At 58.7% G+C, this 26,600-nt stretch carries 20 protein-coding genes and 6 pseudogenes; 10 read left to right on the forward strand and 16 right to left on the reverse strand.

What is annotated here, in order from left to right:
- Positions 1-13: 13 nt before the first annotated feature.
- Positions 14-575: pseudogene (locus tag AAFG13_RS17860) on the forward strand (cytochrome P450); the annotation flags it as partial.
- A gap of 615 nt (positions 576-1,190) precedes the next feature.
- Here AAFG13_RS17860 and AAFG13_RS17865 read toward each other — a convergent pair.
- Complete coding sequence (locus tag AAFG13_RS17865; RefSeq protein ID WP_342712830.1) at positions 1,191-1,361, reverse strand: hypothetical protein; 171 nt, start codon at positions 1,359-1,361, stop codon at positions 1,191-1,193.
- Between the two features lie 27 nt (positions 1,362-1,388).
- On the opposite strand from AAFG13_RS17865, the gene AAFG13_RS17870 reads away from it, so the two are divergent.
- Complete coding sequence (locus AAFG13_RS17870) at positions 1,389-2,267, forward strand: Crp/Fnr family transcriptional regulator (protein WP_342713355.1); 879 nt, start codon at positions 1,389-1,391, stop codon at positions 2,265-2,267.
- An 88-nt stretch (positions 2,268-2,355) separates the two neighbouring features.
- On the opposite strand, the gene AAFG13_RS17875 is transcribed toward AAFG13_RS17870, so the two are convergent.
- Positions 2,356-2,766: a hypothetical protein gene (locus AAFG13_RS17875; RefSeq protein WP_342712831.1), complete on the reverse strand. Its 411-nt coding sequence runs from the start codon at positions 2,764-2,766 to the stop codon at positions 2,356-2,358.
- Positions 2,767-2,985: 219 nt separating this feature from the next.
- Between AAFG13_RS17875 and AAFG13_RS17880 the strand changes: the two genes are divergently transcribed.
- A complete protein-coding gene (locus AAFG13_RS17880) occupies positions 2,986-3,372 on the forward strand; it encodes a hypothetical protein (protein WP_342712832.1) in 387 nt (128 codons plus the stop codon).
- A 74-nt stretch (positions 3,373-3,446) separates the two neighbouring features.
- Positions 3,447-3,635 carry a DUF3606 domain-containing protein gene (locus AAFG13_RS17885; RefSeq protein ID WP_342712833.1) on the forward strand — a complete coding sequence of 63 codons (189 nt, stop codon included), beginning with the start codon at positions 3,447-3,449 and terminating at the stop codon, positions 3,633-3,635.
- Between the two features lie 1,241 nt (positions 3,636-4,876).
- On the opposite strand, the gene AAFG13_RS17890 is transcribed toward AAFG13_RS17885, so the two are convergent.
- Both AAFG13_RS17890 and AAFG13_RS17895 read right to left on the reverse strand, forming a co-directional pair.
- Positions 4,877-5,164 (reverse strand): hypothetical protein, encoded by a 288-nt coding sequence (locus AAFG13_RS17890; RefSeq protein WP_342712834.1) that lies wholly within the window; start codon positions 5,162-5,164, stop codon positions 4,877-4,879.
- A 1,487-nt stretch (positions 5,165-6,651) separates the two neighbouring features.
- A complete protein-coding gene (locus tag AAFG13_RS17895) occupies positions 6,652-6,798 on the reverse strand; it encodes a hypothetical protein (RefSeq protein WP_342712835.1) in 147 nt (48 codons plus the stop codon).
- 1,410 nt (positions 6,799-8,208) lie between these two features.
- Here AAFG13_RS17895 and AAFG13_RS17900 point away from each other — a divergent pair.
- A complete protein-coding gene (locus AAFG13_RS17900; RefSeq protein ID WP_342712836.1) occupies positions 8,209-8,649 on the forward strand; it encodes a hypothetical protein in 441 nt (146 codons plus the stop codon).
- A 138-nt stretch (positions 8,650-8,787) separates the two neighbouring features.
- On the opposite strand, the gene AAFG13_RS17905 is transcribed toward AAFG13_RS17900, so the two are convergent.
- Positions 8,788-9,432 (reverse strand): response regulator transcription factor, encoded by a 645-nt coding sequence (locus AAFG13_RS17905; protein WP_092126117.1) that lies wholly within the window; start codon positions 9,430-9,432, stop codon positions 8,788-8,790.
- A 59-nt stretch (positions 9,433-9,491) separates the two neighbouring features.
- Between AAFG13_RS17905 and AAFG13_RS17910 the strand changes: the two genes are divergently transcribed.
- A complete protein-coding gene (locus tag AAFG13_RS17910) occupies positions 9,492-10,874 on the forward strand; it encodes a histidine kinase (RefSeq protein WP_342712837.1) in 1,383 nt (460 codons plus the stop codon).
- A gap of 971 nt (positions 10,875-11,845) precedes the next feature.
- Here AAFG13_RS17910 and AAFG13_RS17915 read toward each other — a convergent pair.
- The 3 genes and pseudogenes from AAFG13_RS17915 to AAFG13_RS17925 form a co-directional block, all read right to left on the reverse strand.
- A complete protein-coding gene (locus AAFG13_RS17915; RefSeq protein ID WP_342712838.1) occupies positions 11,846-12,133 on the reverse strand; it encodes a DUF1236 domain-containing protein in 288 nt (95 codons plus the stop codon).
- Between the two features lie 666 nt (positions 12,134-12,799).
- Positions 12,800-13,853: pseudogene (locus AAFG13_RS17920) on the reverse strand (glycosyltransferase family 4 protein).
- Positions 13,854-13,990: 137 nt separating this feature from the next.
- Positions 13,991-14,200, reverse strand: a complete 210-nt coding sequence (locus tag AAFG13_RS17925; RefSeq protein ID WP_342712839.1) for a hypothetical protein — start codon at positions 14,198-14,200, stop codon at positions 13,991-13,993.
- Positions 14,201-15,416: 1,216 nt separating this feature from the next.
- Here AAFG13_RS17925 and AAFG13_RS17930 point away from each other — a divergent pair.
- Entirely contained in the window at positions 15,417-15,812 is a 396-nt protein-coding gene (locus AAFG13_RS17930) for a PRC-barrel domain-containing protein (protein WP_342712840.1), read from the forward strand.
- A 73-nt stretch (positions 15,813-15,885) separates the two neighbouring features.
- On the opposite strand, the pseudogene AAFG13_RS17935 reads toward AAFG13_RS17930, so the two are convergent.
- The 4 genes and pseudogenes from AAFG13_RS17935 to AAFG13_RS17950 all read right to left on the reverse strand — a co-directional run.
- Positions 15,886-16,068 (reverse strand): annotated as a pseudogene (locus AAFG13_RS17935) (IS256 family transposase); the annotation flags it as partial.
- Between the two features lie 1,048 nt (positions 16,069-17,116).
- Complete coding sequence (locus tag AAFG13_RS17940) at positions 17,117-17,344, reverse strand: hypothetical protein (protein ID WP_342712841.1); 228 nt, start codon at positions 17,342-17,344, stop codon at positions 17,117-17,119.
- A gap of 2,172 nt (positions 17,345-19,516) precedes the next feature.
- The gene (locus AAFG13_RS17945) at positions 19,517-20,041 is read right to left on the reverse strand and encodes a hypothetical protein (protein ID WP_342712842.1); all 525 of its coding nucleotides are present in this window, start codon (positions 20,039-20,041) and stop codon (positions 19,517-19,519) included.
- A gap of 611 nt (positions 20,042-20,652) precedes the next feature.
- Positions 20,653-21,519, reverse strand: coding sequence for a transglutaminase family protein (locus AAFG13_RS17950; protein ID WP_342712843.1), 867 nt, complete (start codon positions 21,517-21,519; stop codon positions 20,653-20,655).
- A gap of 129 nt (positions 21,520-21,648) precedes the next feature.
- On the opposite strand from AAFG13_RS17950, the gene AAFG13_RS17955 reads away from it, so the two are divergent.
- Positions 21,649-22,515, forward strand: a complete 867-nt coding sequence (locus AAFG13_RS17955) for a transglutaminase family protein (RefSeq protein ID WP_342712844.1) — start codon at positions 21,649-21,651, stop codon at positions 22,513-22,515.
- Between the two features lie 766 nt (positions 22,516-23,281).
- On the opposite strand, the gene AAFG13_RS17960 is transcribed toward AAFG13_RS17955, so the two are convergent.
- The 3 genes and pseudogenes from AAFG13_RS17960 to AAFG13_RS17970 form a co-directional block, all read right to left on the reverse strand.
- Entirely contained in the window at positions 23,282-23,488 is a 207-nt protein-coding gene (locus AAFG13_RS17960) for a DNA methyltransferase (protein WP_342712845.1), read from the reverse strand.
- Between the two features lie 25 nt (positions 23,489-23,513).
- A complete protein-coding gene (locus tag AAFG13_RS17965; RefSeq protein WP_342712846.1) occupies positions 23,514-24,059 on the reverse strand; it encodes a hypothetical protein in 546 nt (181 codons plus the stop codon).
- Positions 24,060-24,375: 316 nt separating this feature from the next.
- Positions 24,376-24,528, reverse strand: a pseudogene (locus AAFG13_RS17970) (carboxymuconolactone decarboxylase family protein); the annotation flags it as partial.
- A 108-nt stretch (positions 24,529-24,636) separates the two neighbouring features.
- Here AAFG13_RS17970 and AAFG13_RS17975 point away from each other — a divergent pair.
- Together AAFG13_RS17975 and AAFG13_RS17980 are read left to right on the forward strand one after the other, a co-directional pair.
- Positions 24,637-25,217: pseudogene (locus AAFG13_RS17975) on the forward strand (DUF763 domain-containing protein).
- 253 nt (positions 25,218-25,470) lie between these two features.
- Positions 25,471-25,781 (forward strand): annotated as a pseudogene (locus tag AAFG13_RS17980) (hypothetical protein); the annotation flags it as partial.
- A gap of 67 nt (positions 25,782-25,848) precedes the next feature.
- Here the strand turns inward: AAFG13_RS17980 and AAFG13_RS17985 are convergent.
- Positions 25,849-26,595, reverse strand: coding sequence for an isocitrate lyase/phosphoenolpyruvate mutase family protein (locus AAFG13_RS17985; RefSeq protein ID WP_342712847.1), 747 nt, complete (start codon positions 26,593-26,595; stop codon positions 25,849-25,851).
- Positions 26,596-26,600 lie beyond the last annotated feature (5 nt).

Consider the following 26,600-nt stretch of genomic DNA (forward strand, 5'->3'; position numbering starts at 1 on the left):
CATCGACAAGATCATCGAGGTCAGACGCCATCGGCTCGACGCATCGTCCGATGTCCCGCAGGACCTACGGACCTTGCTGCTGCGAACGCGCGATCCATCGACCGGCCGGCCGATGAGCATTGCCGAAGTGCGCTCGAATATCCTGACGTTTCTTTCGGTCGGCCACGAGACCACGGCAAACACGTTGGCCTGGTCGGCGTTCCTATTGCCGCGATCACCCTGCTGGTATGCGCGGGTGCGCGAAGAGGCAGACCGCGAGCTGTCAGGAAATCTCTGCGGTCTCCTTGAGCGGCTGGTCGTCACAATCGCATCAAGCCTCACGCGCTGATCGTGATCGCCCCTATGTCCTGCATCGGCACCGTCGCCCATGGGATCGTTCTGACGTCTTCGATTCTTCGCGGTTCATTGAGCCTGCGAAGCCTATTTGCCGTTCGGCGCGGGTCCGCGGATTTGTATCGGCTCTTCGTTCGCTTTGCAGGAAGCCACGATTGTGCTTGCCACACTCGTCCATCGTTTTGAGATGCAGCTTCTGCCGGAAGCCAGTATGGCCGTCTCAGAAGATCACATTGCGTCCGGCCCATAGCTTACCTTATGCGGATAGCGCCCAGACCAGACGCGTAAAGCTGCGATCGCTAACTGCACAACCAAACCCTGACTTGCCTACGATGGTTGAGCTGGTCGGAGGGGCCCATCAAGCGATATTCACGAAATGAACGGAGCCGCCAACTGAAGCGGCCTTAGTGGATAGCCCCAATTCCTGAGCTCCAGGGAATCTAGTTCGGTACTACTAGTCGCAGCGGCGGATCCTAGAGCCGCGCTGCATCATGGACCAGGCGCCCCTCCTTAGCGGCACATTCTTGACGGAGCCCAGGCCGAGCCAACGTCGCCCGCCGTCGGCCCAATATCATTAGCTCCATTCCTCGACGTGGAGCTCGCGACCGCGAGGTAGACCATCTCCAATTCAGGATATTTGCCCGGCCGAGTTTTGTTCGGCGTCGAGGGGTTTTAAGTTTACCAGCCCCCTGTCTCCATCGCGGAAATCCGCCCTCCGCCCCGCCGTCAAATAGCTACGGTTTGCACGACGACTAGGAGTAAGGTGGCGGCATCGCCGGTCCGATGTGACGGCAATCGCATCCGCTTTGGGGGCAGAAGCGGAAGCTAGAAGTACGACAGGTGCCGATGCCGGAGCTTCAGTGCCCTTCAGCCAACAGGCGGAGAACCCATATTAGATTTCCCGCCTCGTCAGTTACTTCCATCCGCCATTCCTGGCCTGGCTTCAACGTGCCATCGAGGTCCTGAAGGACTTTTCCAGCAGTGATGGTGGCCTCCTTCCAAGCGGCGTCACTGTCGGGAAGGTCCATGCCGGTTTCGTCTGGATCCCGTTGTCGGTGCTGGATGTGAAAAAAATACCGCGGCATTCGGGGCGACGTGATTGGAACTATTGCGCTGAAGTTGGCGGGACAATTATTTACATCCACACCCGTTCCAAGCGTATGGTTGGGGCGGAAGCGGACAGCCTCCCGTCCCGAAAGGTTGACAAGGAACTTCAGATGCCCATCGAGATGATGATCCGCAAGTTGCGGCAGCACTCTGAGTTACCCGACGAGGATACGAAAGCCCTCCGGTCCATTATTGCATCGGTGAAGAGTTTGCCGGAAGATTCACCGATCATTCGCGAGGGGCAGCTTAGCACCCAATGCTGCGTGATTCTGAGCGGCTTTGCCTATCGATCCAAAGTGTCGGAAGATGGCAAACGGCAGATTTTATCATTCCACATCGCAGGCGACATGCCCGATCTTCACGGCTTGCCACTGAAGCGGATGGACCACGACTTGACCACGCTGTCGAAAGCGCAACTTGGTTTTATTGATCACGATGCGCTTGAACGAACCCTTAGTACGCGTCCGGCTTTGGCACGAGCGCTCTGGCGCGAGTCGCTTGTTGACGCCGCATTGTTCCGGCAATGGATAGTCAATTTGGGCACACGATCCGCATCGGGGCGCATGGCCTATTTGATTGCGGAATTGCGCCAGCGGCTTGGAGCGATGGATATGGTCGCTAACGAGCAGTTTGACTTTCCGATCACTCAATCGAAGCTGGCCGACGCGCTTGGATTGAGTGTTGTGCATGTCAACCGCGTCCTTCAGGCGTTCCGAACCCAAGGCATCCTTGATCTAAAGCGCCGCGTCGTTACGCTTGGCGACTTCGAAAAGATTGTCCAACTCGGTGGATTTGACAGCTTAAACGACAAAACTAGCGCTCAGTAGCGCCTGGTGCGGTTGATTGTGAGAAGCAGGAGGGACTTCCGCTTGGGGCCAGACTCGGATGTCAGAGGGCGCACCCGCGACGTCCGCTTCACCCGCGAGTTCTCGCGCCGCTTGCGCAGGTTTTTGCTCCCTTCCAATATGGGCAGCAATGCGTCGAGTGTCCTCCGAATCGCAAGTCATCATGATGCTGGTGTTTCCGCCGGCGAAAGCTGATCGCCGGCACGCCGAGATCAGACAGCGCCATGCTCATCAAGGACATGCTGATGCGCTCGCCGGTGGTCAACAACATATCGAGTTCGCGGCGATTGGGATGCGGGCTGATCTGATAAGCCATCCTGACGAGTTCGTCGGTGGTCTTGCCCATCGCTGAGACGATCGCCACGACACGATGGCCACGGCCATGCAAGTCGGCGACGCTGCTCGCGACCGCGCGGATTTTTGCCGTTGTTTCGAGACAGACGCCACCGTATTTTTGCACGATGGTGGTATTGCTAGGCATTCTTGCCCGCGTCGTGTTGAAAGGCGCAGCTGAAGTGGATCAGATCGTCCTCCCTTCGACGCTTTTGCGGTTTTTGATCGTTTCGCCACGATCTGCAGAGCGCCCCGGTTGCGCTTCTTGATATCCGCTTCCGCGCGCTGAGCTTTCGTCCCGCTGCGGTGAGCGGCGTATTCCTTGCCGTCTATCGGCGCGACATGCGCCGGATCTCGATCATCCGCGGTGAAAATCACCGAACGCAGCATCACGGCGCTTCTAGGAGCAGCAGGGACTGGGAAACAGCTGCAAAGATTCACATGCGTTATTTCCGGAACCGCAGATCACCTGGATGATGCGAGCCACGGGGCACCTGATTTTCATTTCGTGTCTTTTTCAGCCCTAGTAGCGACGACCGCTGCTTCTCGGCGGCGGCGGTTCGGCGATCCGGATTGGCCCCGGCATTACCCTCCAAGGGTGCTGGGGCCTTTTTTTGTGGTTGGCCAAACAGCACAACACCGGCCGCTAGAAATGCGCGCGGGAATCAGGCCAGGCGCGGGCGTCAAACTCATCAAGGGGCCGGACGAGTTTCAAACGGGTGCGGAGCGACAGAAGCCAAAAATGATCGGCTGAAAGCATTGCAACGGCTCTGCAGGTTTTGGAACATCACAAGTTCATTGCCGTTCTTCCCGATGGGAGGAGATGTGATGCTGATTCAAAAAAAGCAGGCAGACCGACTGCATATCAACATACATCAAGCCGCTGATCAAGCACCGGACATACCGCTCGGTGTGCCGGAGGGTGAGCTTCGAATAGCCGTTGAGAAGGTCGGCGATTCAGCGATCGCCGTGCGCAAACAGCTTGGCATCGAGCGGAGCGATGACGATGAATCGTGAGGCTGAAGAGCTGGCAATTGAAGCCGCGCAATGCGCTAGAGAGGCACGTCACCAAGCTGCGCTCTTACCGGAAGGTCCAGTTCGCGATGCGTTACTTGAAAAAGCTAAGCAATACGAAGCTGTAGTCCCGGTCGACCCCACGTACAATCCTGTTGCCTAGCGACAGGAACATCGACGCAGCGTAGCAAGGCCCAGCCCAGCCGTCGCCAGCGCTCGGCGACGCCCTGACCGCCGGCTATCGCCACCTCGAGATCAAGTGCGTTCGCTGCGAAAACCCATCAGACAGCCGCACTCGATATCGTGAGGCGACCGAAATGGACCCTATCCACGAGCTTTAGCGCTACATGCGATGGGATGCTCGCGACAGCCCAGTTACCCGTTCAAGCGAAGCCACGTCGTCACATTGCGGAGGTCAAAATCACCACGATGAACCCTCTCAACATGGTGGCTGGGAGAGCGATAGCGAGTGACATGGCATGCGATGCTCCGGCACCGAGGGGTTGCCCGGGTCAATAGATCGACACGCGATCTTCGGATGTGATCGGCCGCACATCTCACGCTCACTTGACGCCGTAACACAAGCTACCAGCGGCGTGGCGTAAACGGACAGCGCCCCCGGCGCGGGGGGCGCCACTATACTCCCGGTCGGGGGCAACCCGATCGCGGGAGCATATGCATGACTGATTCCCTGCATTTGCCACTTGTTCCCGCCGAAAACCGATGAATGTTCACGGATTAGGGGCGTATTGTCCGAGCTCACAGGGCCGCTTTTTCGGCTGCTGCTTTGATTGACTCACAGCCTGCCGCTTCGGTTGGCTCGCCCTTTGCCAGGCTGACGCTTCCCACGCGAAATAAGCACGGTCATCGCGATCGGAAAAACAAAGGAACACTCATGCTTAAATCTTCTTGGGCTTAAAACGATAGGCGAATTCCCGAGGACAATGCGAGGGCGAGATCGATGACTAAGGAGAGATTGAGCAAAGACGCTGCGGATGCGTTCCGGCTTCTTCGAGCCTTTCGCTCGATCCGGGACCGAGCGAGCCGCCAACGTGTTGTCGAAACGGTCGAAGCGATGGCGGCGGAACTCCCGGACAAGCCGAAAAAGCCGACGCCAACGAGGCAAAGCATACCTGAAGGTGAACGATCGACCGTCCCCGACTAGAAGTTCACGGATCACCTCATCTCGCGGTCCCATAGGCTGGCACATGGCGTTACAGGCCATCGGGTGCCTATTCAATCTCCTACATAAGCTGCGCAAGGCAATGGCGGAACAACTGAAGGGGCACGTCACTGGTGGCGAGGGCAAGATGGCTGAAGTGAATGGTTGCTATTTTGGCGGTTACGTAAAGCCAGCAAACTAGCAAGAAAATCGTCGCTACCGCCGATATGCCCGCAATTAGTATAGGAAATGGAAGCTCATCGTCGTCGTCATTGAGCGCGGTGGCGATTCGGCGCCAGCAGTGTTTGGCTCTGCAAGCCAAGCCGCCGCTTTCATTCGCGCCTGCATTGCGAAGGGGACTGTCGTTCATGCCGACGAAGCCGCTTCTTAAGATCGTACACGGACATTTTTGAAATTGAAGCGAATCAATCAATCACCAAGAAGCTTACTCCTTGTATGGTCTCTGCACTAATCAGGCAGAGGAGTATTTCAGCCGTTTGCGCCGCGATCAGGTCGGTATCTCCACCATCATATTACTAGCGCTACGCGCAGGTTTTTGGCGCTCCTTTGGCACCATCGTAATCTTCGCAGTTGATGGAGCCGGCCGCCCAGCCCGGCCGGTTCCGGGCCGCGGCAACGCCTCGCTGGGCGGCGGGCAGTCTGGCGCTGCAACGCGAAGCGCAGCCCGGAGGAGCGCGATCGCGGCTGGCGGTGCAAGCGCTTCACTCCGGGCGCAGTCGCCCGCGCGCTGCCCCCCCGCTGACTTACTGGCCATGTCAGCCAAAGAATGAGGCGGAGCTACGACCCCTGCCCTGCTGATCGATGCCGGAAAACGGCAAATGCGCCGCAGCCGCCGGATCCGGGGCTGTTCGAGGACCTAAGAGCGAGAGCCGCGGCATCTTTTGCGATAACACCGGTTGGGTCTGCGAGAACCATCCGGATCAACCCTGGACCGGCAATCACGCCTGCACCTGCGGTGGCTCCGGCGCGCCCTACCCGAGGTGCGATGGGCCGGCCGATAGCGCGCGCAGTTGCCGCGCGGCTTTTGCATCGACAAACGCGACAGGCGCCGCTGAATTGCGAATGCCAATTTCCAGCGAGTTCTCTCGAGCTTTCGCCGGTGTCGTTCGCCTCCGAAAGCGAAGATTGCCATCGTTTCTGGAACGATCTCAAACGCGCCTTGATCTCCAGTTTGCTCTAAGAGAAACAGGAAGGAAACGACCAAATGAAAATCGCAAGAATCGCCTTGGCTACCGCATTCATATTCGGTCCATTGCTGCGGCATCCGCACAAGGCGGTGGCGGAGGCGGTGGAGACTCTCCGGCTGCGACTTCCGGTTAGGGCGCGTCCAGCAGTCCGAGCGCGGCAAATCCGGCCGCGATGCAGAATGACCCGAAAGAGAGGGAAGGCACGACGGGCAAGAGCTGCGGCACGATGTCCAAGGACGGCGCAATGTCAAAAGACCACATGAAGACGTAAGCCACGCTTAGGAATGTTTCATCGGAATTGCTCCACTTCAATTCGGCCTAGGCATGTCCTCCTCGCTGGGGCCGTCTTTGCGCGCAGACCGTGCGTGAGTATCCTTTCCGGCGTCCTATCCAACTACAACTGTTGGAGCGACCGCGGTGCGCCCGGAGCCAGATCAAACGGTGGGTGCCGCCGAGACCTCATTCCATCCGAACAGAAGAGCGCCCAGGTCGATGGCGAAGGCAATTGCGCTAAGCCTATAAGGTTGTACTCCACCGTACCCATGTGTGCTTGAACGCTCTTCAGTCGATAATTTCCCATGCACATCTCCCGCAGCCGCAGCCGCAGCCGCACAGGCGCTACGCGGCGCCTGTATTAACTTCAAGGCTGTCAAAGGCCGCCGATCGGCTGCGCGGTCTTCGGCACTGCTTCCACGGCCTCGACAACTCCTCGACGCGTCTCCCTGTCTTTGATCGAGCGATATGCCCGCAGCCTGAATATTTCTACAGCGTCTCGGGCGAGCTGTTCTTTCGTCAAATTTTGCTCCTGTGACTCAACGCTGAATGCACGCCGTCTATTGGCGGCTCCATCGGTAGTACTGGCCGCAGGGCGGCGTGGGTCGTGAGGTGGCGGGACATTCATTCCGAACGGGTCGAGCGTCTTTCCAACCATCACGCACGCATGAACCAAACACCGTAGGATGGCAACCGACGCCGCATGTCCCGTGAGCGCGGGCGCTGCCAGTGTCCGTGAAAGCAATTAAACTCAAACTGATACCAATCATTGAGCGCACCATTCTTCGTGTTCCCTACAATCACTTTCTTCAGAATCGAAATGGTATGGGAGCCGCACGCGGCGCAGTATGGGGGCAAAGGTAGTAGCGCGCCGCAGCAATTGAGTGTCTCGGTAGACGACATTCGGGAAACTCGTAACGTCGAAGATGGAGGCTTGCCGCCGCAAACACCGGTAGCCCCAAGCTCACCGTCTGACTATCCGATCAGATTTCTGAGCATGATCCCGGCGTCGCTGACGGCCGATCTTCGATACCGCTTACAGAGGCCTTGCATTAAGGCTGGTCCGGATCGGGGTGGCCGCCATACCACGCGAACGTTGCCGGTTTTTCCCGATTTTAGGAACGAACCGATCTGTCCCACGTTCCAAGCAAAAGCGGGAGTGGCTGAGATGGGCGCTGGCGATCAGTTCGCATGCATGTCGGTGGTGGCAGTTTTCTCACTTGCGCTGATCGTGACGTCCAGTCTGTTCGCGGAATCGAGGGCGGCAAAAAACCTCGCAATGCCGGCCGTGCAACAGGTCCGCGCCCCCCGCTGACCGGGAAGGGCAAAGACTCCGCTCCTTTCACGCTGGGTGTCTTAGAGCTGTTTGAGGACAACGCGGTCGGCTGAGTTGTTTCATCAGCTCGGCGCCGCAATCGGCGCCAGGCAAGGCCCGCAAAAACGTTAACTCCGGCGCAGCTGGGGAACTGGGCCGGAGCGTTTGGGGAAGTTGAGTGTGTGCCTTAACAGAGCCTGATTAACCACGGAAGAAATCTCCGGTTCCTCGCTCAATTGCATATTTTTCCTACCGGCGCTAGCGCCGTCCTCGGTGCAGGCTTCCTGGTCGCTTGCGCGATCAGCGCATCGGCCGCGATCGTGTGCTCTGGGAGGGTATGCCGGCTCACCACGTGGCATACGGTTATCCGCGGGACGCCGGCGTCGTTGTCCACAAAGACAATTGGTGCTGGAGGCCGCACAAGCAGTTCAGCCTGCGTGAGCACGAGGATCGCGGCTATTGGCACGGCGACAGTGGACCACTTGGTGGTTCGCACCACCAATACAAAGAGGCCGCCGATCGGCGGCCTTTTTGGTGAGCGAGACGTCGGGAACGATTGCCGTTTTTTCCCGTTGTCGGGCGCCGGTGCCGATATGCGGTCCGGTATGGTGGTGAAGATTGATGCCTCTGCTTCGATACGTCCTGTTTACAAGCGCGACGCTGCTTGGCCTGCTGTTTCTCGCGGATTGGTATTTTCCGGCAACGCCGATCGCCGTCGCCCACGACGACATCGACCGCGCAACCATCCGCATTCACTCGCAGCACAAGTGGCCGGAGGCGATACGGATGGATACGAGCACCCCGCTCGTCACCACCTCACCGGCCCCCACAGTTTCCATCATCGCCACGGCTCCGGCGGCCGAGGCGCAGCCTGCGGCTGTCGCGCAGGCCGACACGCCGCAGTCAATTCCGCCGAAGGCGCCAGAGCAAGCCACGCGGCACGCCAGATCCGCCCGGCACGCACAGCCCGAGAGAAGCCGGCAATTTGCACAACGCCGCCAGCGCTACGCGAGCTATCGCGCGCCGGACTGGCAGGGCTGGCCATTCCCCAACTGGTGAGTCCAGCACGATGTCCCGGATAAGGATCGCCGGAGGGCTGCGTTCGTCGCTTCCATTGCCCTGACGAATGCGGCCGGATATCAGGCAATGAAGAACTGGCCGCGTGACCGCACGCGGACAGTTCAATTCCTGGAGCCTTCAGGCGAGTTCCATTTCGACGGCGATCCGCACCAGGTCGGAGTGGTTCTTTGCGCCGAGCTTCTGCTTGAGCAGGGACGTAGTGTTGGCGACCGTCTTGTAAGAGATGCCGAGCGCCGATGCGACGTCGACGATCTTGTCGCCGCGGCCGAGCAGCCGCAGGATTTCCAGTTCCCGCGCCGACATCTGCGAGGCGGGATTGGCCTTGATCGCGGCGCCCGCGAAGGCGACCGCCTCCGCGAGGTGCGGCGAAATGAAGCGCTCGCCGGCGGCGACCTTGCGCACCGCCTTGACGAACAGGCGCGGGTCGTCGCTCTTGGAAAGATAGCCCTGCGCGCCCATCTCCACGGCCCGCACCACGAATGCGGGATCGTCATTCATGCTAAACATGATGATGCGGGCGTCCGGATCGTCCTTGCGGATCCTGCGCAGCAGCTCGAACCCGGAAACATCGGGAAGCTTGATATCGATGACAGTCACATCCGGCCGCTTTTGCATGAAGGCACGATGGCCGCTCTTGGCATCGGCGGCCTCGTCGATCCTGACCGTCTTGTCGGCGGCGAACAGGGATCTGCAGCCCGACACCACCACCGGGTGGTCGTCGACGATCAATACCCTTGTGGCTGATTTGGCCGTATCGTGCACGACTGCCTCCACTGCCTAAATAGAACTTCGCGCGGAAATTGAAAGAGAAGAATCGTCGAATGGAGCCCAAATTGCCAAGACTCTCAAAAAGTCTCTCGACAAAATTCTCGAATCAACTCTGGAACCGCCTCTCCTTGCGCGCACGGCTGTTGCTGCCATTGGCTGCAATGATCGTCGGCGCGCTGCTGCTCGGCGGCCTTGCCTTGCAGACCTTCTCACCCGAGCAGTTCGCGGATGAGAATGCCCAGGGCGCGCGCTCTGCCCAACTCGTGGCCGATGCGCTGAACGCCGCGCTCGCGGCCGCCAACAATCCGCAGCAGACACTCGACGCGTTTGCGGGCGGGCTTGGTACGCTAGCCGCCATCGAGTTCGTACCGGCGGGGTCGAAGCCGCCCCGCACAACCACGGAGACCTATCCCGGCAATGTTCCCGCCTGGTTCACCGCTCTGTTGCAGATTCCCCAGCTTGGCTCGACCCATCCGATCAGAATCGGCACGGCGCACGTCGGTGATATCCTCTTCAAACCCGACCTCTCGGCCGAGATCCTTGAAAAATGGGTGGGCTTTTTAGCCATTGTCGCATCCGCTGCGGCGCTAATGCTGCTTGCCGGACTCAGCGCCTATTTTACGACGGGCACGGCGCTTCATCCGCTGGCGCAGCTCGGCGCCGGGCTGACCCGGATGCGAAACGGCGACTTTGATGCCGCGATCCCATTGGCCGGCCCACCTGAGATCCGCCAGAGCTGTGCAGAAGCCAACGAGCTCGCCGCGACGCTGAAGCGCCTCAGCCGCGACAATCGAAACCTGCTGCGCAAGCTCGTCGCCGTGCAGGACGACGAGCGCCGCGAGCTGGCCAGGGAACTGCACGACGAGATGGGGCCGCTGCTGTTCGCGATCCGCGCCAACGCTACGGCACTGTCAGACCCCGAGGCCGAGGGCCCTCCCGAGCCCGGTTCGCCGGCGCATGGCATCCTCAGCGCGGCTGAGGCCCTGCAACAGGCGAACCGGCGCGTGCTAGAGGGCCTGAGCCCGGTCTACGTTGCGGAACTGGGGCTAGCCGCGAGCATCCAAGCGCTGCTTCGCAACGCCCAATCCCAGGCTCCCGGACTTTGCGTCGCATCTCGGATCGATCATCGTCTGAATGAGCTCGACGGCCTGATCTCGCAGACGACCTACCGGGTGATCCAGGAGGGCTTGACCAATGTGCTTCGGCATGCGCAGGCCACCGCGATGGGTGTCGTGGCGACGGTCAACGGCGATCAAATCCAGATCGAGATAACCGACGACGGCGTTGGCCTGCCGCGGGACCTGACGTTCGGCAGAGGCCTGACCGGCATGCATGACCGCGTGCGTGCGCTCGACGGAAAACTGCAGGTGCTCCGCGAGCACGGCCGGACCGTGGCGCGCTGCCGGCTTCCGCTCGACCACCCCGTTGGGCAGTGACGAAGACATCACCGAGAGGAGGGGCGCAGCGCATGCGCGCAATCCTGCCCTGTGTAACGAACATAAACAGGATCCGAACCCGCCTGCCCTCGAAGCTCAAATAGTCCAGCATCACCCCGTCTTGCTGCGGCGCGATCTCTTCGAGCCCGAACGCGTCACAAGCAAGGTAGCGGTGGTTGGAGGAGGTACTCAACAATCCGGGACTTTCCAAGCCGCCGGGACAAGGCCGAAAGCCCCACGGGGAGCGGCTCTTTCGATGTCAGTCATGCTGCTCCTTGCAGCCAACGCCATGGCGAAGGACAAGACCGAGAGGACAAGCCGGCTGATGCCGACACGGGCGAGAGCACCAACCTGCATACCTTGCCGACCAACGCCATCCGTTCAGCCCAAGGTATGCTTTAGGAACAACTCCGGGCTGACCGCTTTTGAAACTGGAGCTTATTCGGAGGAACGTTTGATGAGAGCAGCGAAAGTCATTTTGGCGGCAGCCTTTGTCTTTGGATCGATTGCGGCCGCATCCGCGCAGGGCGGAGGTGGTGGTGCAGGCGGTGGAGGCGGCAATTCCCCCGCAGCGAAGAGCGGCCAAGGCGCTACCAGCAGTCCAGAATCCGTTAATCCCGCTGCGACCCTGAACGACACCAAGGAGCGGGGCGGATCCGGCAAGATGACCTCAAGCCGATCCCACAAGCACCGCAAGCACCATAGGACGGTGTGAAATGACGCCGAGCCCGCCGCTCGGCTTCCATTTTCGGAACGCCGCGGTGCTCATGACTTGCTCGGTGTGCTCGGCTTAACGGTTTTGCTTGCCAGTGTAGCTGGACTTGTCGCCGCGCGTCATCGTGGTCGCACGATCCGGTTGGAATGAGGTTCCGGAAATAGCGGATGTGAATCGGGAACGAAAAAAAGCCGCCTTGGTTGGCGGCTTCTTTCTTTTGCAGGAAATATATCACCGGAGCAGTCGTGCGCGATCGTCACTCGACTTCCTGTACGACGGTCCGGGTCTGGGGATCGACGAGCATCACGCGCTCGCCAGAATAGATATAGCGATACCGAGTGAGCGAAGGTCCCCAATCGGCCGGCACTGCTTCGAGCTCGACTTCGCGCGGCACAACCGACGACGATCCTCTCCCGCGTTTCCACCGGACGAATCTTGTGCTCGGCCACGTAATTGTGGATGCGCGTGCGGTACTGCGGTTCGATCTGCACAGTGGCTGCGTGTCCGGCACCGGTCGTGCCGACAACCGTCTGAGCGAGGGCACCTGTTGACGCCAATATGGTAGCGATGGAAACCAGGAACAACTTTCTCATGTTGTCCTCCTCTCCGCTGTATGCGGAGTTTCAAGAACAATGAGAGCAAATTGGATTGTTCCTCATCAGAATCCAGATCACGACTCACCTCTTGTTCGCGCCGTTGAACCTATGGCGTTGGACGTGACTTTGCTATCGAGTGGAGCGACCGCCATGAATGCATCGAGCGTTGGGTGGCGCGCCAGCTGTCCAGTTGGCCCGCGTCAAAGTGCGCAATCGCAACCTTGTCCGTCTCTACGCCGGAGGCCCCGAGGATGACTTGTAGTAATGCGGAATTCGCCGGGGTGCGCCCCTATTGCTCAGAATGCCACGGTACGAAGACGATAACGTCCGGGCGCTGGCCCTGGTTCACATCAACTGGCGCGGCAAGCTAGACGTGGGTCGAGGCGGGCTGGCCGGAGCGCCGGGACAGACCCATGCGATGAGCCGCCGGGGTTGGACGCCGCGCGACCAAACCACTGATCGCATTCGGGCGTGGAAAGGGGCGGAGATTTGCAGGCAGACTCGTCCCGAGATGCTGAGCGCAACGCTCCTCCCAAGCACATGGACAAGATTCCAGCGATAGCCACCCGGAGGGCGCGGCCAATTCTAACTGCCAATGCAGAGCCGGGTTACAATCATAACTCCAACTTTTGCTGGGGGCGCTTTTCTGCCTTTATCAGCTTTTGATAGCAACTTTTGTAGTCTTCCGACATCCTCCTCGCCGAGAAGCACTCCTCGAACCGGGCCCGGATTTTGCGCCTACCAGCCCTGGCAGATCGCGGATCGCACGGATTGCCTGTTCAGCATTATCCACAATGAACCCCGTCACGCCATGCTCGATCACTTCCGGGACCGACCCAGCACGGTAGGCGATCACAGGCGTCCCGCAAGCCAGCGCCTCGATCATGACCAAGCCGAAGGGCTCCGGCCAATCGATAGGGAATAGAAGTGCGGCCGCTTCACTTAGGAATGGCCGCTTTTTTGAGTCGTCCACCTCGCCGACGAGTTGAACTGGCTTGTCGTCGATATGCGGCTCGATGTGCTTCTTGAAATAGGCGGATTCCCCTCTGGGTAGCTTGGCAGCGATGCGCAGCGGCAGTCCGGCTGCGCGCGCGATGTGGATTGCATCGTCCGGTCCCTTCTCAGCCGTCAAGCGGCCAAGAAACGCCAGATAGGTGCCCTGTTCGTAACTTGGACGAAACAGGTCCAACGGAAGCCCGTGCTGGATCGTGCCAATCCAGTTTGCATCGGGAAGCGATCGTCGCTGGCTGTCGGAGATCGAGATGAATGGCGCACTTGGATATGCTTGAATGACGTCGGGAAGTCCCGGAAGGTCGAGCCGGCCATGCATCGTGGTGACGAACGGCACGCCGATCCGGCTAAGTAACGGAAGCGGCAGCCAGTCGACATGCGAATGGATTATGTCGAATTCGCCAGACCGTTCCGCGATCGCTTCGAGCAGGAGCGCGTAAGCGGCGTTGGCATCGACGCCCTTTCGTCCAAGACGCAGTGCGCGAGGCAACACCGGATGGAGCTTGCCTTTGGTTCGTGAATCGCCACTTGCGAACAAGGCAACGTCATGTCCAAGCTCGACCAGCTCGTCCACCAACCAGGCGACCACCCGCTCTGTGCCGCCATAGAGCTCGGAGGAACGCTTTCAGCCAGAGGAGCAAGCTGGGCTATTCGCATAGCCTATTCCCCCGCTCCGAGTATGGATCGCATGGCCAACACGACGATTGAAGAGAGCAAATATGAGACGGCGAGGAGCGTCCAAACTGGCCGCGCGCCGCCCGTGACGATGCGCTCGAGCAGCCCTTCTCTGCGCGTTAACATTCGTCGTCGGGAAGTCGCGTGAGATAGGCCAGTCCAAAGCTTGCAATCTCCTCCGCATCGCCTTTGCGAACCTCCCACCCTGCATACAGATGACGTTCAAGGAGACAGCGGCGGATATCCGAGGCATCGACCTCCGAATGGGTAGCGCGGAAAACGGACCAGGCGGTGTCGACAGCTGTCCGCAACGTGCCTGCTTCTGCCATTCACAAAGCTCCAAGCGCGTAGGTATCATTCGCTGGTAACTCGGGATCGGGGCGAAAGTTGCTACTTTCTCCCGATCCGGGAAAACAGCTGCGACCACCCTGGCCACGTCTGAGCCTCTCCGGCGGACCAGGCCCTGGCGCAGCCTGCTACCCGTCTGCGGATCTGCAACACCCCTCGACCAAGCCTATTTTTTGCGTCGTGATTCTCGGCGTGGCCCCCAATCCAGCAAGAAGCAGCGGAAAGCTTCAGTCAAGGTATCTACCTAGGTCGCCCCCGTCCTGTCGTTCACGCCGTCGCCGTTGTCAACGAATGGTCAGATGGCCGGTACCGCGACGGTCGTGCCTGACGCATAGCTCGATCATGGATCAGCGAGCATAATGTACGGGGTGGCGGGCTCAGCGGATTGGCCGTCTAAGGCGGCCTGCACTGAGCTGCAGTAGCTTGCGTTCTGTGCGAACGCCGTCTTTTCGATTTACCGACGGCCACCACGAACTTCGGGTCCCTACGACAGCGGCGGAGCGCGATCTAGGCGTGTTCGCGCGAGCCCGCACGCTTCCCGACGCTAGGGCTGCCGAAAACGCAAGAAGGGCCATCACGGCCGCGGGAATGAGCGGTATGGCTGGGTGAGGCTGACAAAAATCCCAGAAATTATCATGTCCCGAGTTGTGCCTGCAGAAAGCCGCAGTCGGGCTCCTCCTTCACGGCGTGGACCCGGCACCGATCATCAGAAGGGGAAGTGGGAAAACCCCGAACAGCCGCAGGACAAGCACCGCAACCGCAGTTCCCGCAGCGATTGTCTACATCGGGTTTCTATGGCTTGCTGCTTGAGAGATGCCAGCCTAGGGTTTTTCGGACGATAAACTCTGAGACTTGATCCCCTGCGGAGAGACCTTGCAGCGCAGGTCTTCTGCGGTGTCGCTGATTGCGGAGGGCCTCCTTTGCCTTTTGCGACACCCAACGACGCCCCCCCCGACGGCGAGGCAATAGGCCCGGCAAGGCCCCGGAATCGCCAACAGCCCCGCCGACGATGCCGAGGGCGAAAACTAGCTCCGCGAAAGGACTTGCGGCTTCAAGACCTCGGCTGCCCGAGAGCGCCTGTCCTCGCGCCCACGCCGCCGCGTTCTATGCGCGGCGCCGGGGCGTACCGTCTCATCCTTGGAACGTTTTGCCACTTCATCCTGTTCCATAAAAGGCAATCACCGAGGGAGACATGAGATGAAGAAAATCTTCGCTATTGGGCCTCTGCTAGCCGTCGCAATGGTAACCGGCGCATTCGCCGCGACGACCGTCCTAAAGGAGGGGCCAAGGGAAAGTTGGACTGTGACGAATTACTACAAGCAGGCCGTATACGATCCGAAGGAAAGCAAGATCGGCGATATCGACGACGTCCTCGTCGACAAGTCCGGGAAGATCACGGGTCTCGTGATCGGCGTCGGCGGCTTTCTCGGAGCCGGCGAGAAGGATGTCATTGTGCCATTCACGGCAGTCAAGACCACCAAGAAGAATGACAAATGGTGGTTGACCCTGGATGAAACAAAGGACGACCTGAAAGGCGCTCCGGGCTTTAAGTACGACCGCACCAGCACCACCTGGGTGCCCGAGACGAAGTAGCGCGATATCAGCGAACGCGAGGCGTGGTGTAGCTGGCGGCGGTCACCGCGTTCACCGGTAGGAGCCGGGTCGGTCAGCTGGCGATAGCCGGAAGACTGACTGTTGGATCATCGCTCAACGGCGCGATGGTTTCCAGTGTCATGTAGCGGGCGCGCTGGACCGCCGACTCATCGTTCTGTTCGAGCAGGATCCCGCCGATGAGGCGGACGATGGCATCCTCGTTGGGGAAGATGCCGACCACCTCGGTCCGCCACTTGAACCAAGAAAAATGGAAAGGAAAAAAATGTCCGAAGTCCCACTGTCTGCAGCTGATCTGCGGACGCATTTGGATGAGCAAATTGGGTTCTTGGAACCGACCCTCAGCCAAATCGTTCGACGAAGGCTATGAGGACGAAGCGAAACGCCTCGCGGTTACGTTGCGCGTCCTGCTTCACGAAACGAGGAACTCGCACTCGGCACTCGGTCAGCTCGGTTCACTCGACCGCTCAACTACCGACACATCAATGGCCTTTGATCCGTCTAACCAGCTGTCGCACGGCGGCCTTGTTTTCGCCGCTGTCGGCCGCCCCGGTTGCGCAGCTTGATGATGTGCCATGAGCAAACAGGTGCCGTTCGACGAATGGTGGGGCGCACCGGTCTTGGTTGATGCCACCCGCAACATCTTAACCGCAAAGACCTCGTGCTGACCGCTGCCAATCAAGATGGTGGTGCATATGTAGACCCAGCACTCGATGAGGCTTATCTCAGCTTATCGAAGGGGACTTTTATGCGCGCCTTCAGGGTGGAGAATGGCAACAGTGCCCACTCGAAGCGCCGGAGCGCGCAGCTATTCGGCAAGTTGCGCGCGAGGTCCTCAAAACACTGAAGCCGGGTTACGGTAAGAACCCGTCTCACCAAGCAGATGTTATTGCGGGTGGGATGTCCTTGGTCGTGGGCGAGCCGAGCACGTTACAGCTGGAGATGCATAAGGCAGGGAGAGAACTGGCGACTAAGAGACCGGCTGCGAGTACGAAATCGGTCGAAACCAGCCTTGCACTTGTGGCAGCGGAAGAAAGTTCAAGCACCATCACGGGCCCCTCACCTGAAGCTCCGGACGAAAGACGACCAAGCTGAAGCGTACCGACCTCACATGGCGAAACGCGGGATCAGCACCGGCCGCCGCCAACTGCGCAGATGATGTACTGCACCGCCCTGGTGCCGGAAGCCATTGCAAAAGGCCTCCACCGGATCTACCGGCAGAGGCCTGGCGGGTGGATGGCGTGAGGCTGAAACTGTCAGGTGTCACCCCAAGGACCCGAGTTCGCTTAGTTCGACGTGCAGACCTTGACGGTCTTCATGCCAGTTTCAGCTTCAGCCCTGGTCTTGTAAACAGTGTCACCGCTCACAACGGCCGTTTCCGTGGTGGTGGGCTTCGTTTCAGTGATCGTGCACTTCTTGGTCTTGGCGTCTTGCACAACATAAAAGCCTTCAGCAAAGGCAGGCGCAGCGACTGCCGTCATGAGCGCGGCGGCAACAAGGGTCTTCAACTTCATTCCGTCCTCCTCCAGTAGCGCAGGCTTCAGCCTGTCTGCGAAACAACAAAGAAAATTGCCACTTGTTCCTGACGCTCGGAACAGCGCGAGGACCTCCGCGTTGAGCTTCGAACTTGCAATTGGAGAAGAGCGAATGGATGGCCGTGTAGAGGCGAGGATTGTCGGTTTGGCTATCGCGGCCGTATACGTTTGCTTAATGCTCGCTGCCCTGGGCTCTGCATAGGAGCGATCAATTGGGCACCGGCTAGCTACCGCTTCCTGCGCCCTTCTGTTCGCGACGATGCTCATGCTATGCAGCCATTGGTTTGTGGGCAGTCGCGCATCCAGCCTCACGTTCCAGCCAGTTGCTTTTCGCGGCATGCGCTAGCCGCGTCTAATTGCTGCCGTCACGGCCGATTAGGGCGCCCGTTAGTTGATTATTTAGGTGGTCGTATAAAATGGATGCTGGTGGTGCTTGTTGGCGGTATCACGCCGGTTAACGCTGATCTTGAGAAGTTCTCCGACTGCCTTACTGCTGAAGAGCAAATGCGTAGGCATTATGCAGACGCGTTTGAGGCATGGGACCGCTCCGCTGCATCGATTCGAGCGGCACCGAGACTATGCAAGGGCGCGGGATATGCAGGCAAAACGCTTGCTGTCCAATTCCGGCACGTGCGTTCCACACGGTTCGGGCGAAACCATGTCAACGACTGCAAACTCACAGCAGCCCACACCGCCGGCCGCGTCGCCCACGACCCGTTAAGTTAAAGGTGTCGGGCGCTGTGTGAGGTGGGTGCATTGGCGAGAGACGGCGTTGTCGTTCCCCTCTTAAGTTGATTCCTTTGCAGGGTTTCAATTTCAGTTTCGATCTTGCGGGGGTTTCATTCGCCGCTTCGCTTCGATGAGCAGCGCCTCAAGGTCCGCGAGTCGTTTTCGTCCTGTATCGCGCTCGATCCGCCGCAGTTATCGGTGAACGCGTCTTTATGCATCGTGCTTCTCAAGGTTGGCGGGCCTCTTGACCCGTCTTCGCACGGAAGGCTCAAGATTTCCCGGGAGCACTGATACGCGGACCTGTCGAACGCATCCGCTCCCTCGCATGGGACGCACCCGGCGACCGCCAGCTACTGCTACCGTCATAAAACCCCGTCTCCCTACTCAGCTGTTGCGCGGTCAAGCAGGTTCTTCACGCTCAATAGCATCATCTGAGCATCCACGCGAGTAATAGATGCTCGCTCCCTGGGCTTGCGAAGGCGCAATGCCGCGCCGCGAGATCCACTCCGAATACACAAGCGCGGTGTCTACCAAATCCGTCCGACGTCTGAGACGTTCGAAGCTTACATGGTTTTTGATTAACATAAGCGATGACGGTGAGCGCCAAAGGTGGACGTTCAAGATAACGGGCTGTTCCGGAAAAGGGCACTCATCGACTTCCAAAAGAGCGGCGATGATATCGCCGCGGCCATCAAGCAACTTGGATAGTCCCAGAAGGCGCGAGAAGACCGGGTCAGGCTGCGCGGAGCATGATCCGGAAAAGTGGATACCGCTTTTCTCGGGACAAAGGCGAAGCGTTTGCCGGCGATCATGCTCAAATAACGAGCTGTTTCGCGATTGCGCCCTCGCGTTTCTTTAGCGCCTCAACAAGCCGACGCCCGAGAACCGCTGGCGGGCTCGTCAAACGTAAGGTCCTTCTGGCAGCATTTCGGTGATCGTGCCGAACGGATGCTCGACCGTCTCCCGACGCTGACGCATGGCTTGTGGGTTTGCATCGAGGCGCTCAGCGAAAGGGTAGCAAAATTCAGGAGGGGGATTATTCGAGAGCCATATCTTCGATCGAGAGGCCCGGCAGTCTCGCGTTGATCCAAATTTATCCGAAGGTCTTTGGCCGCGTCGCCGCTTATCGCGAGACGAAACACGCCATCTTCAGTCGAAATCTCTAGGACATCGGATTAGTCGTCCCTTGAACATCCCAGTTTAGTTGCAGACTTCACAAGCAAGCGGATCGCCAAGTTCCGGAGGCATTCAACAGAGACAGAGATGGTTGAATTGAGTGCCAAGCGACGGGCCTCAGATTTTGGCGGCCCAAAGACTTATGGTCGCGGACTTTAGCGGTCAATCCAATTAGGTACAACTTCCCTATGCGACTGAACCTGTTCAGCAGACCCTATAGCGATGGAAACGCGAGCTTGGGATCGTTCAGCTGGCTCGCGAGCGATCAATCCGCGCTACGCATGCGCGGTCGCTTCGGGCACGGTGAAAAGCCGCACGCAGCATGTTTCCGGCCTGAACAGCCACCCTTCTTGCCGTCTTCCAAACTGCAAGAGATTCGACCATGTCCATCATGGTTCGCCAATACCGATATCCCCACGCAAAAGCAGGTATCGACAGCAGCTTCTCCTTATTCAGCTGGAACAGCCGCTCCACGAGAGTGAGCTTCAAGACTTCCGCTGCAATAAAAGTGACAGCTCCCGGGGAAAAATGCCCGGTCCCGATCAAATAGGCGCTCAAAGGTTTTGCTGGCTCGAGGATGATCACCGGTACCGCAAAAAGGGCAAGCGAAGGATACGGCGGCAATGAAGCAACCCGGACCCGTACGCGTTCCATCAGCCTCTGTCTAGCCATCCACGCTGTGATCGGCCGCGTCACATAGGAAAAGACGGCGTCGACGATGAAGTAGACGATCGCGAATATAAAAACCGGTGTGTTCCAAAGGCGGGTCATGACACCTCCGGCGTATCAAAGCGCGCCTCGAGGATGTGTTCCTGGAAGCCGGCGAGTAAATGAGGGAACCGGGAGCAGTCCTGGGCACGGAGGAGCCGAAACGAAGTCTCCAGACCATCAGAACCATCGCGCGCAGCAGGCACACCGCAGTCGATTCCGGACGTTGAACAGCGCCAAGTCCCGGGCCTCCCTTCGACCTGCAGCTGAGCCTTGAAAACAAAATGGGCTTGGGAGGTGAGGCGGCATCGCTCCGACGGTCTTCACTTGGTCGCAGGGAGCGTACTTCGAGCGTCGTCAGGGGCACTCGGGCATCGTGACCTTCTCCAGTTAATGAGGATGGCCATTCTCAATCGGGTAACCTTCCGAAATTTTTGTCCGCATTTAAACCATTGGCGACGTAATTGGGTCCGATGGTTCGTGGGCAACGTCTCGGAATTAAAAAAGCAACGCTTAAGCCTGCACCTAACCGAGACAAAGCCCGGCTGGCAGAGCCCATGCGATCGCGCAGCACAAAATAAGCAGACTGACCAAAGAGCGAATGGATAGCGGCGTGATTAATGCATTCGCTGGACGGCCGCCGGAACACTTCAAAGCGGCAATTTGGCCGCATATCACATAAACGCCGCTTCTCTGTTTGTGGTTGCATGTTTGTAGGTCCCAAGTTCTTGGGTAGTTATCCGTTCTTCAGTGACTACGGAAAATCTGACCAGCCGTGCCGGGCCGAATGTTGTGGAAATGGCGACATCGGCGGCATCGCGGCCTCGTGCAATGACAATGCGACCAATTCGTGGATGATTATGCCGAGCGTCGAACGTGTACCAGCGGTCGCCAAGATAGACTTCAAACCAGGCACTGAAGTCCATTGGAGCTGGATCTTTAGGCACCCCGATGTCGCCAAGATAGCCGGTGCAATATCGGGCGGGAATGTTCATACACCGACAAAGCGTGATCGCCAGATGGGCGAAATCTCGGCATACGCCTCTGCACTCTTCATGACCTTCCGCCGCCGTCCGATCGCAACGAGCATGGTGATATCCGAACTCCATCCGGTCATGTACATAATCACAGATGGCTTGAACCCGTTGCAAGCCACTAGCGATGTTACCGAATTGGGACCAAGCAAAACTGCTGAGTTTCTCCGTATCGCAATAGCGGCTGCCGAGCAGATATATCAACGTGCCATCTGGAAGTTGACCGACTCCAATTTGCGGCGCGTCAGGCGCGAGATCATCCGGTCGTCCGCTGTCTGCAATGATGAAGCGGTTGCGGATCTCAATGAGGCCAGCCGGAGCCCTCAACCGGGTACACTCGTTGCCAAAACTGTCGCGATAATTGCGATAGCTAACGTTAGGAGACAAGTACATTTTGTGTTCGGTCAACAAGTCACGGTGCCTGGAAGGGTGAATGCTGAGCATGAGCACCATCGGCACGTCTCGATCGCAGTTGAAAGCTATGTCGTAGCCAGCCTCGATTTCCATGGTCTCTGCCTCATTGCATTGGTGCAGGCAATAAAACGGCCAAAGGCTCCAAGTTCCTGTACTTAGACGGTGAAAATAAAGTTCCCGGTGGTAGAAGCTGAGTTAGAGTGCAGCAGGCGGCGCGCTCACATGACCATATTCACAGTCCACCACACGACGATATACCGTTATCAAAATCCCGTTCGGCCGGGTCGGCATCAGCTTCTATTTCGGCCTCGGGATAGCTTCGATCAGCGATTGATCAGTTACAGGCTCGCCGTTTCACCTGAGGCAGCCGAGACGCGATGGATCCACGACGCGTTTGGGAACTGCCTGACGCTGTTTGATTTTGACAGCAAAACAACTCTGCTGCGTTTCGAGACTGAAATCCGGGTCGATCACACGCCTGAGAAATCGCCGGACTTCCGCATCGAGGATTACGCAAGAACGCACCCCTTCGAATACGACAAGGAAGAGTTACCCGATCTTCTCCCCTACATACGTGGTCACCATGCAGATGCAGCTATCGACGCATGGCTGGACAAATTTGTGACCCGAACAGCCCCGATCCCCACTGGCAAGCTCCTGATGACCTTGAACGAGGCTGTGGCGCAAAGCTTTTCGTATAAGCGTCGATCCTCTCGCGGAACGCAAACACCTGCCGAAACCATCATGAGGCAGGAAGGCACTTGCCGTGACTTCGCACTTCTCATGATGGAAGCTGCTCGCAGTCTTGGTTTCGCGGCTCGCTTCGTAACTGGCTATGTCTATTTACACGACCGGGACGGCCCTCTGCGTCTCGGAGGCGGGTCGACACACGTGTGGTGTCAGATCTACGTGCCTGGGTCGGGTTGGGTCGAATTCGATCCCACAAACGGCATTGTAGGCAACCGCGATCTTATTAGAGTCGGGGTATCCCGGACGCCTGCGCAAGCAGTCCCACTTTCAGGAAGCTTTTGGGGCGACGCTGAGGACGAATTGGAAATGGAAGTCTCGGTGAATGTCAAAACTGGCTGATGTGCGCCACGTTGCTCCCGAGAGACTATAATGTTTCAGCCAGCCGGACAGTTCTTGTACGCTTAATATCCAACCGGCGGAGCCATACTTGAGTAGCGACACTTGAGCAAGGACTCGGGCGTTCTGAAGTCAAGGCCCTTGCGTGCGGCGCTGTTGTAAGGCAGCGACGAGTTTCACGATACCGACTAGTCGAGAGAGTTGATAGATCAGTCTTTCGCAGGATGCGGCGCATTTCGCCCGATGGCATTCTCGAGGCCGCCCCTCTGCCAGGATGCGTGGAGATCGCAGAAGAAGTTCTCGTCACCTTTTATCCGCGGCTAGCTGCTAGTGGGTGGTAGGCCGCCCGGCTCTTACAGTTGGCCCTATCCCCGGGATAGGATCAGCGGCAAATCTTGAAACGGTCGTCGCGCTTGAGAGACGATGCTCGATCGAGAAATATGGCAATCGGTGGACATCACTGACCATTCCAACTGACCAACGTCCCGCATGTGTTGGAACCAGTGATCAGTGTTGTGTTAGGTTTTAGATTGCCGATTGGTACCCCAAGAAATCACCTGGCAAGAGACTGTGCGCTTTTTCACAAGACGCTGGACGAGACGTGCACCAGCTGATTCGACAATTGCGCATTGCAAGATCGCGCGCTCCAGCGATGTCATTCGGACGTCCGGCCACTTGATACCAAGTTGGGGAAACGCCTGCCCCTTCAATCTGCGTTCAATCAAGGTCACGGCGTAGTGGGTAACGTCGATTCCGATCCACTTCCGCTTCAGCCTTCCGCAGCTTCAACCATCGTGCCGCAGCCGCAGGATGGATCTAGGATCGTATCACCTTCATTAGAGGCCGCAGCGATGATCCTTTCCAATAATCCTGTCGGTTTTTGTGTCGGACAACCGAGACGCTCTTGGTGTGCCCGCAAGCCTGAATTGAGTCGTTTAAAGCGAACTTTGAGTCGGCTGGCGGCCCGTTCGTGCAACGCTGGTCACGTCCCTTGTTCCGCGTCAAAGCTGAAACGCGACGCTGCCCCGGGCAAATAGACCATCAGCGACGAGCCAATGATCAGGAATGACGACCCGTCTTCCAGATGTCTTGAGCGTTGGCGTAGCGACGCCAAGTTGCGGACTCCTCGTCCTGTCGTGCCCGACGGCTGTAGCCATGGCAAGGACGTTCTGATTTAAGAAAAACTCCGTAGCACCGATCGTGAGAGCGAGATTGGCGCTGACCCGATTAGGAAACTTACGCCCCTTGTCGCCTCCCAGCCCTGCCCAGCCGAACCATCGCAACGGAGTCTCGGTCGCGATTAGCATCCAGAATTCGCGAAGTCGATCCACCCCCCTCTTTGGCGGATTGCCTGCAATAATGGCTGAGTTGATCGCGCCAAAAATGTTGGCGACGCCGAGGCCGCCGGGCACGCGGTGCAGCCAGGCATGCAGCGCCGAGCAGAGATCCTGGCCGAGCGCGCCTCCTCCTTGCAGCACCAAGGCCACGCACTCGAACGGCAGTTGGCGCTGGCTCGATTCCACCTTCGCACTGGTCCGGAAATTCATGGTTTGCTCCGGCGTCGCAGGATTGGAATTACCAGGGCTAAAGGGACCAAAGGTCCTCCTGGCGCTGGCATTCGCCTTCGTTTAGCCGCTGCGCCACATCTTCCGCCATTGCCGGCGTCGGAAGAGATGCGATCAACCTTCCATCCTTGCCTACGATCACGTTTTCCACCATGGCTACTGGGGATTCGTTGGACAGGAGAAGATAACGATCGTGACCATGTCGGATGGTAGAAAATCGAACGCCCGCCTCACCTGCTCGACCAACCATGACAATGCTGAATCATGACTTATCCTCCGCAACGTCGCCCGTTCCCGGTCACTCCGGTACCAGCACGTCAAAAGTGTTAAGGGTGACGGAGACCATGCAATAAAGGCCGACGAGATAGGATAACTCTGCCGCACCCTTCTCACCGAATTCCTTTTCGGCCGCTCTGGAAGTCAATTCCGGCACGACCCCGCCGTTTACCAGCCGTCTGGTCGCAAAAGTCGACAGGGCCGCCGTCCAGGACGGCTTCCACCTCTATCTGCACGGGTTCTTCGTGACCGACGATGCGAGTGGACCATCGTGCAGCAGGGCATGAATGGGGACAAGAAGCAGGCGCGCCGCTACCATTGGCATTCCGAAAACCTGAAGAGCTTCGTAGACAAGCCGCACAGCGCGATCGAGGCGAGATCGTCAACTTGACGGACAAGCGTGCGGAAATCTCGCGCGCCAGGCAACTCGACCTCTTGGACGATTTGGGTCCGGATCGCATCGTTTCCGAGTTGGCGGCTCTTACGGGCGAGGTGCCAGCACAACCTTTGCTGCCCCACCTCATCATGCCGGCGCATCACGACGCGCGATCGAGCGACGTTTTTACGCGGCGGCTGCACGGCACGCTCGCCGCTGCGGCCGAGCGGGGGCCGGTCGACTTTCCAGACCTGCTGCTGACGCCCGGCGTCGGTGCGCGCACGGTGCGCTCGCTCGCGATGGTGGCGGAGGTCGTGCACGGGGCGCCCTATCGCTTCCGGGATCCGGCGCGGTTCTCGCTGGCGCACGGCGGCAAGGACCGGCATTCCTACCCGGTCCCCATCAAGGTCTACGACGAGACCATCCGTGTCATGAAGTCGGCCGTCCCGAACGTAATCAGCGACCGAAAAAATCAACAAAAACAATAAAGCTCGATCCTGATTGACCACCGTTATCGTTGTTTGTTCACGGGGTTTCGGTGGTCAATCGGTGGTCAGCGCATGATCGCACCTATCGCGACGGGCCGTCTTAGAGCTCTCCATTGGTAATGGAAAGCTTCGACAGTCCAATCCTGCCTCGCAACTGACCGTCCAAGTTAACCGTTGCCCTGCGTCAAAGCATACCGGTACTTTCCTCGTCCCCCCGCCCTAGCGACTTCCCTCAAGTTGGATTCGACGAAGCAAGTGGGACGGCATCTATCTCGGTCGGCGCAAGGAAGGCGACCTGGTCTACTTCGGCAAAGTTGACTACGGCTTCGATAAGGTCTCCGCAGCCGATCTGCAAAGGCCGCTGAAGCCGCTGATCAGGAGGACGCAGCCCTACGCGAAGCGGATCGCCCACAAGGGTATCTGGGTGGAGTGAAGCTCTCGCCTCGGGCCAAGTGGGCGGAAGGAAAGGTGAGACACCCGTTTAGGGGTTGCGCGACGATCGTTGATCACGCAAGCCTGCCCGGTGCTATCCTGCTATCCCGCTTCTACCAGGAGCCTACCTGATCGGTTTCACCGGCCGCGGTGCCTTCGTGAACACTCGATCCACGATGGACAGAGCTCCGCCGCCAGGTCAGGAAAACAAATTTCCTGCCTTCTGGCGAAGCGTGCTCATGGAATCGGCGTAAGGAAGCGCGCCGTAACTCACACGGGCGACGCCAAGTTTCGCGAGCTCATCGTTCGACGGCACGCCATCCATCACCATGACGTTGACCGGAATCGGCGTCTCAGAGGCGAGCCGGCGAATATGGTCGGGCACGCTGACGCCCGGTACGAAGAAACCCGACGCGCCCGCGTTCGCATAGGCCTTTCCGCGCCTCAAAGCCTCTTCGACATCGTCTCCGTTTCCGAGATAGACGTCCGTGCGCGCGTTGATGAAGAGCGGAATGCCTTTGCGATCGGCCACATCGCGAATAGCCGAGATGCGGCTCGCCTGGCGATCGACGCCGTAAAGTCCCTTTCCTTTGACCACCCGGTCTTCGAAGTTGATCCCGACGATTCCGAGATCGAGAATTCTCTCGATGTTCTGGGCCAACCCGCCGTTGTCTTCGCTGTAGCCACCCTCGAAGTCCATCGTGACCGGTTTGTCGATGGTGGCGACGATTCGGGAGACGATCTGTTCCGCCATGGCGATAGGAAGGTCCTCACCGTCCTTGAAGCCCTGCGCGGCGGCGACAGCCCAGCTGCTGGTCGCGATCGCCTTCGCGCCGGCGTCGGCGATGGCCTTCGCGCTGCCCGCATCCCAGGCGTTGTACAGAACCATCGGTCGTCCCTTGACGTGAAGCGCTGCGAACACTTTCGCTTTCTCGATCTGGCTCATGTTCC

The organism is Bradyrhizobium sp. B124 (genome assembly GCF_038967635.1).
In the GTDB taxonomy this organism is placed as follows: domain Bacteria; phylum Pseudomonadota; class Alphaproteobacteria; order Rhizobiales; family Xanthobacteraceae; genus Bradyrhizobium.

Excerpts from the sequence above, each read along its gene's own strand:
- AAFG13_RS17865 (WP_342712830.1), bottom strand. The coding sequence starts at position 1,361 with ATGGACCTTCCCGACAGTGACGCCGCTTGGAAGGAGGCCACCATCACT.
- AAFG13_RS17875 (WP_342712831.1), bottom strand. The coding sequence starts at position 2,766 with ATGCCTAGCAATACCACCATCGTGCAAAAATACGGTGGCGTCTGTCTC.
- AAFG13_RS17885 (WP_342712833.1), top strand. The coding sequence starts at position 3,447 with ATGCTGATTCAAAAAAAGCAGGCAGACCGACTGCATATCAACATACAT.
- AAFG13_RS17890 (WP_342712834.1), bottom strand. The coding sequence starts at position 5,164 with ATGAACGACAGTCCCCTTCGCAATGCAGGCGCGAATGAAAGCGGCGGC.
- AAFG13_RS17910 (WP_342712837.1), top strand. The coding sequence starts at position 9,492 with ATGGAGCCCAAATTGCCAAGACTCTCAAAAAGTCTCTCGACAAAATTC.
- AAFG13_RS17925 (WP_342712839.1), bottom strand. The coding sequence starts at position 14,200 with ATGGCAGAAGCAGGCACGTTGCGGACAGCTGTCGACACCGCCTGGTCC.
- AAFG13_RS17930 (WP_342712840.1), top strand. The coding sequence starts at position 15,417 with ATGAAGAAAATCTTCGCTATTGGGCCTCTGCTAGCCGTCGCAATGGTA.
- AAFG13_RS17940 (WP_342712841.1), bottom strand. The coding sequence starts at position 17,344 with ATGAAGTTGAAGACCCTTGTTGCCGCCGCGCTCATGACGGCAGTCGCT.
- AAFG13_RS17945 (WP_342712842.1), bottom strand. The coding sequence starts at position 20,041 with ATGACCCGCCTTTGGAACACACCGGTTTTTATATTCGCGATCGTCTAC.
- AAFG13_RS17950 (WP_342712843.1), bottom strand. The coding sequence starts at position 21,519 with ATGGAAATCGAGGCTGGCTACGACATAGCTTTCAACTGCGATCGAGAC.
- AAFG13_RS17955 (WP_342712844.1), top strand. The coding sequence starts at position 21,649 with ATGACCATATTCACAGTCCACCACACGACGATATACCGTTATCAAAAT.
- AAFG13_RS17965 (WP_342712846.1), bottom strand. The coding sequence starts at position 24,059 with ATGAATTTCCGGACCAGTGCGAAGGTGGAATCGAGCCAGCGCCAACTG.
- AAFG13_RS17985 (WP_342712847.1), bottom strand. The coding sequence starts at position 26,595 with ATGAGCCAGATCGAGAAAGCGAAAGTGTTCGCAGCGCTTCACGTCAAG.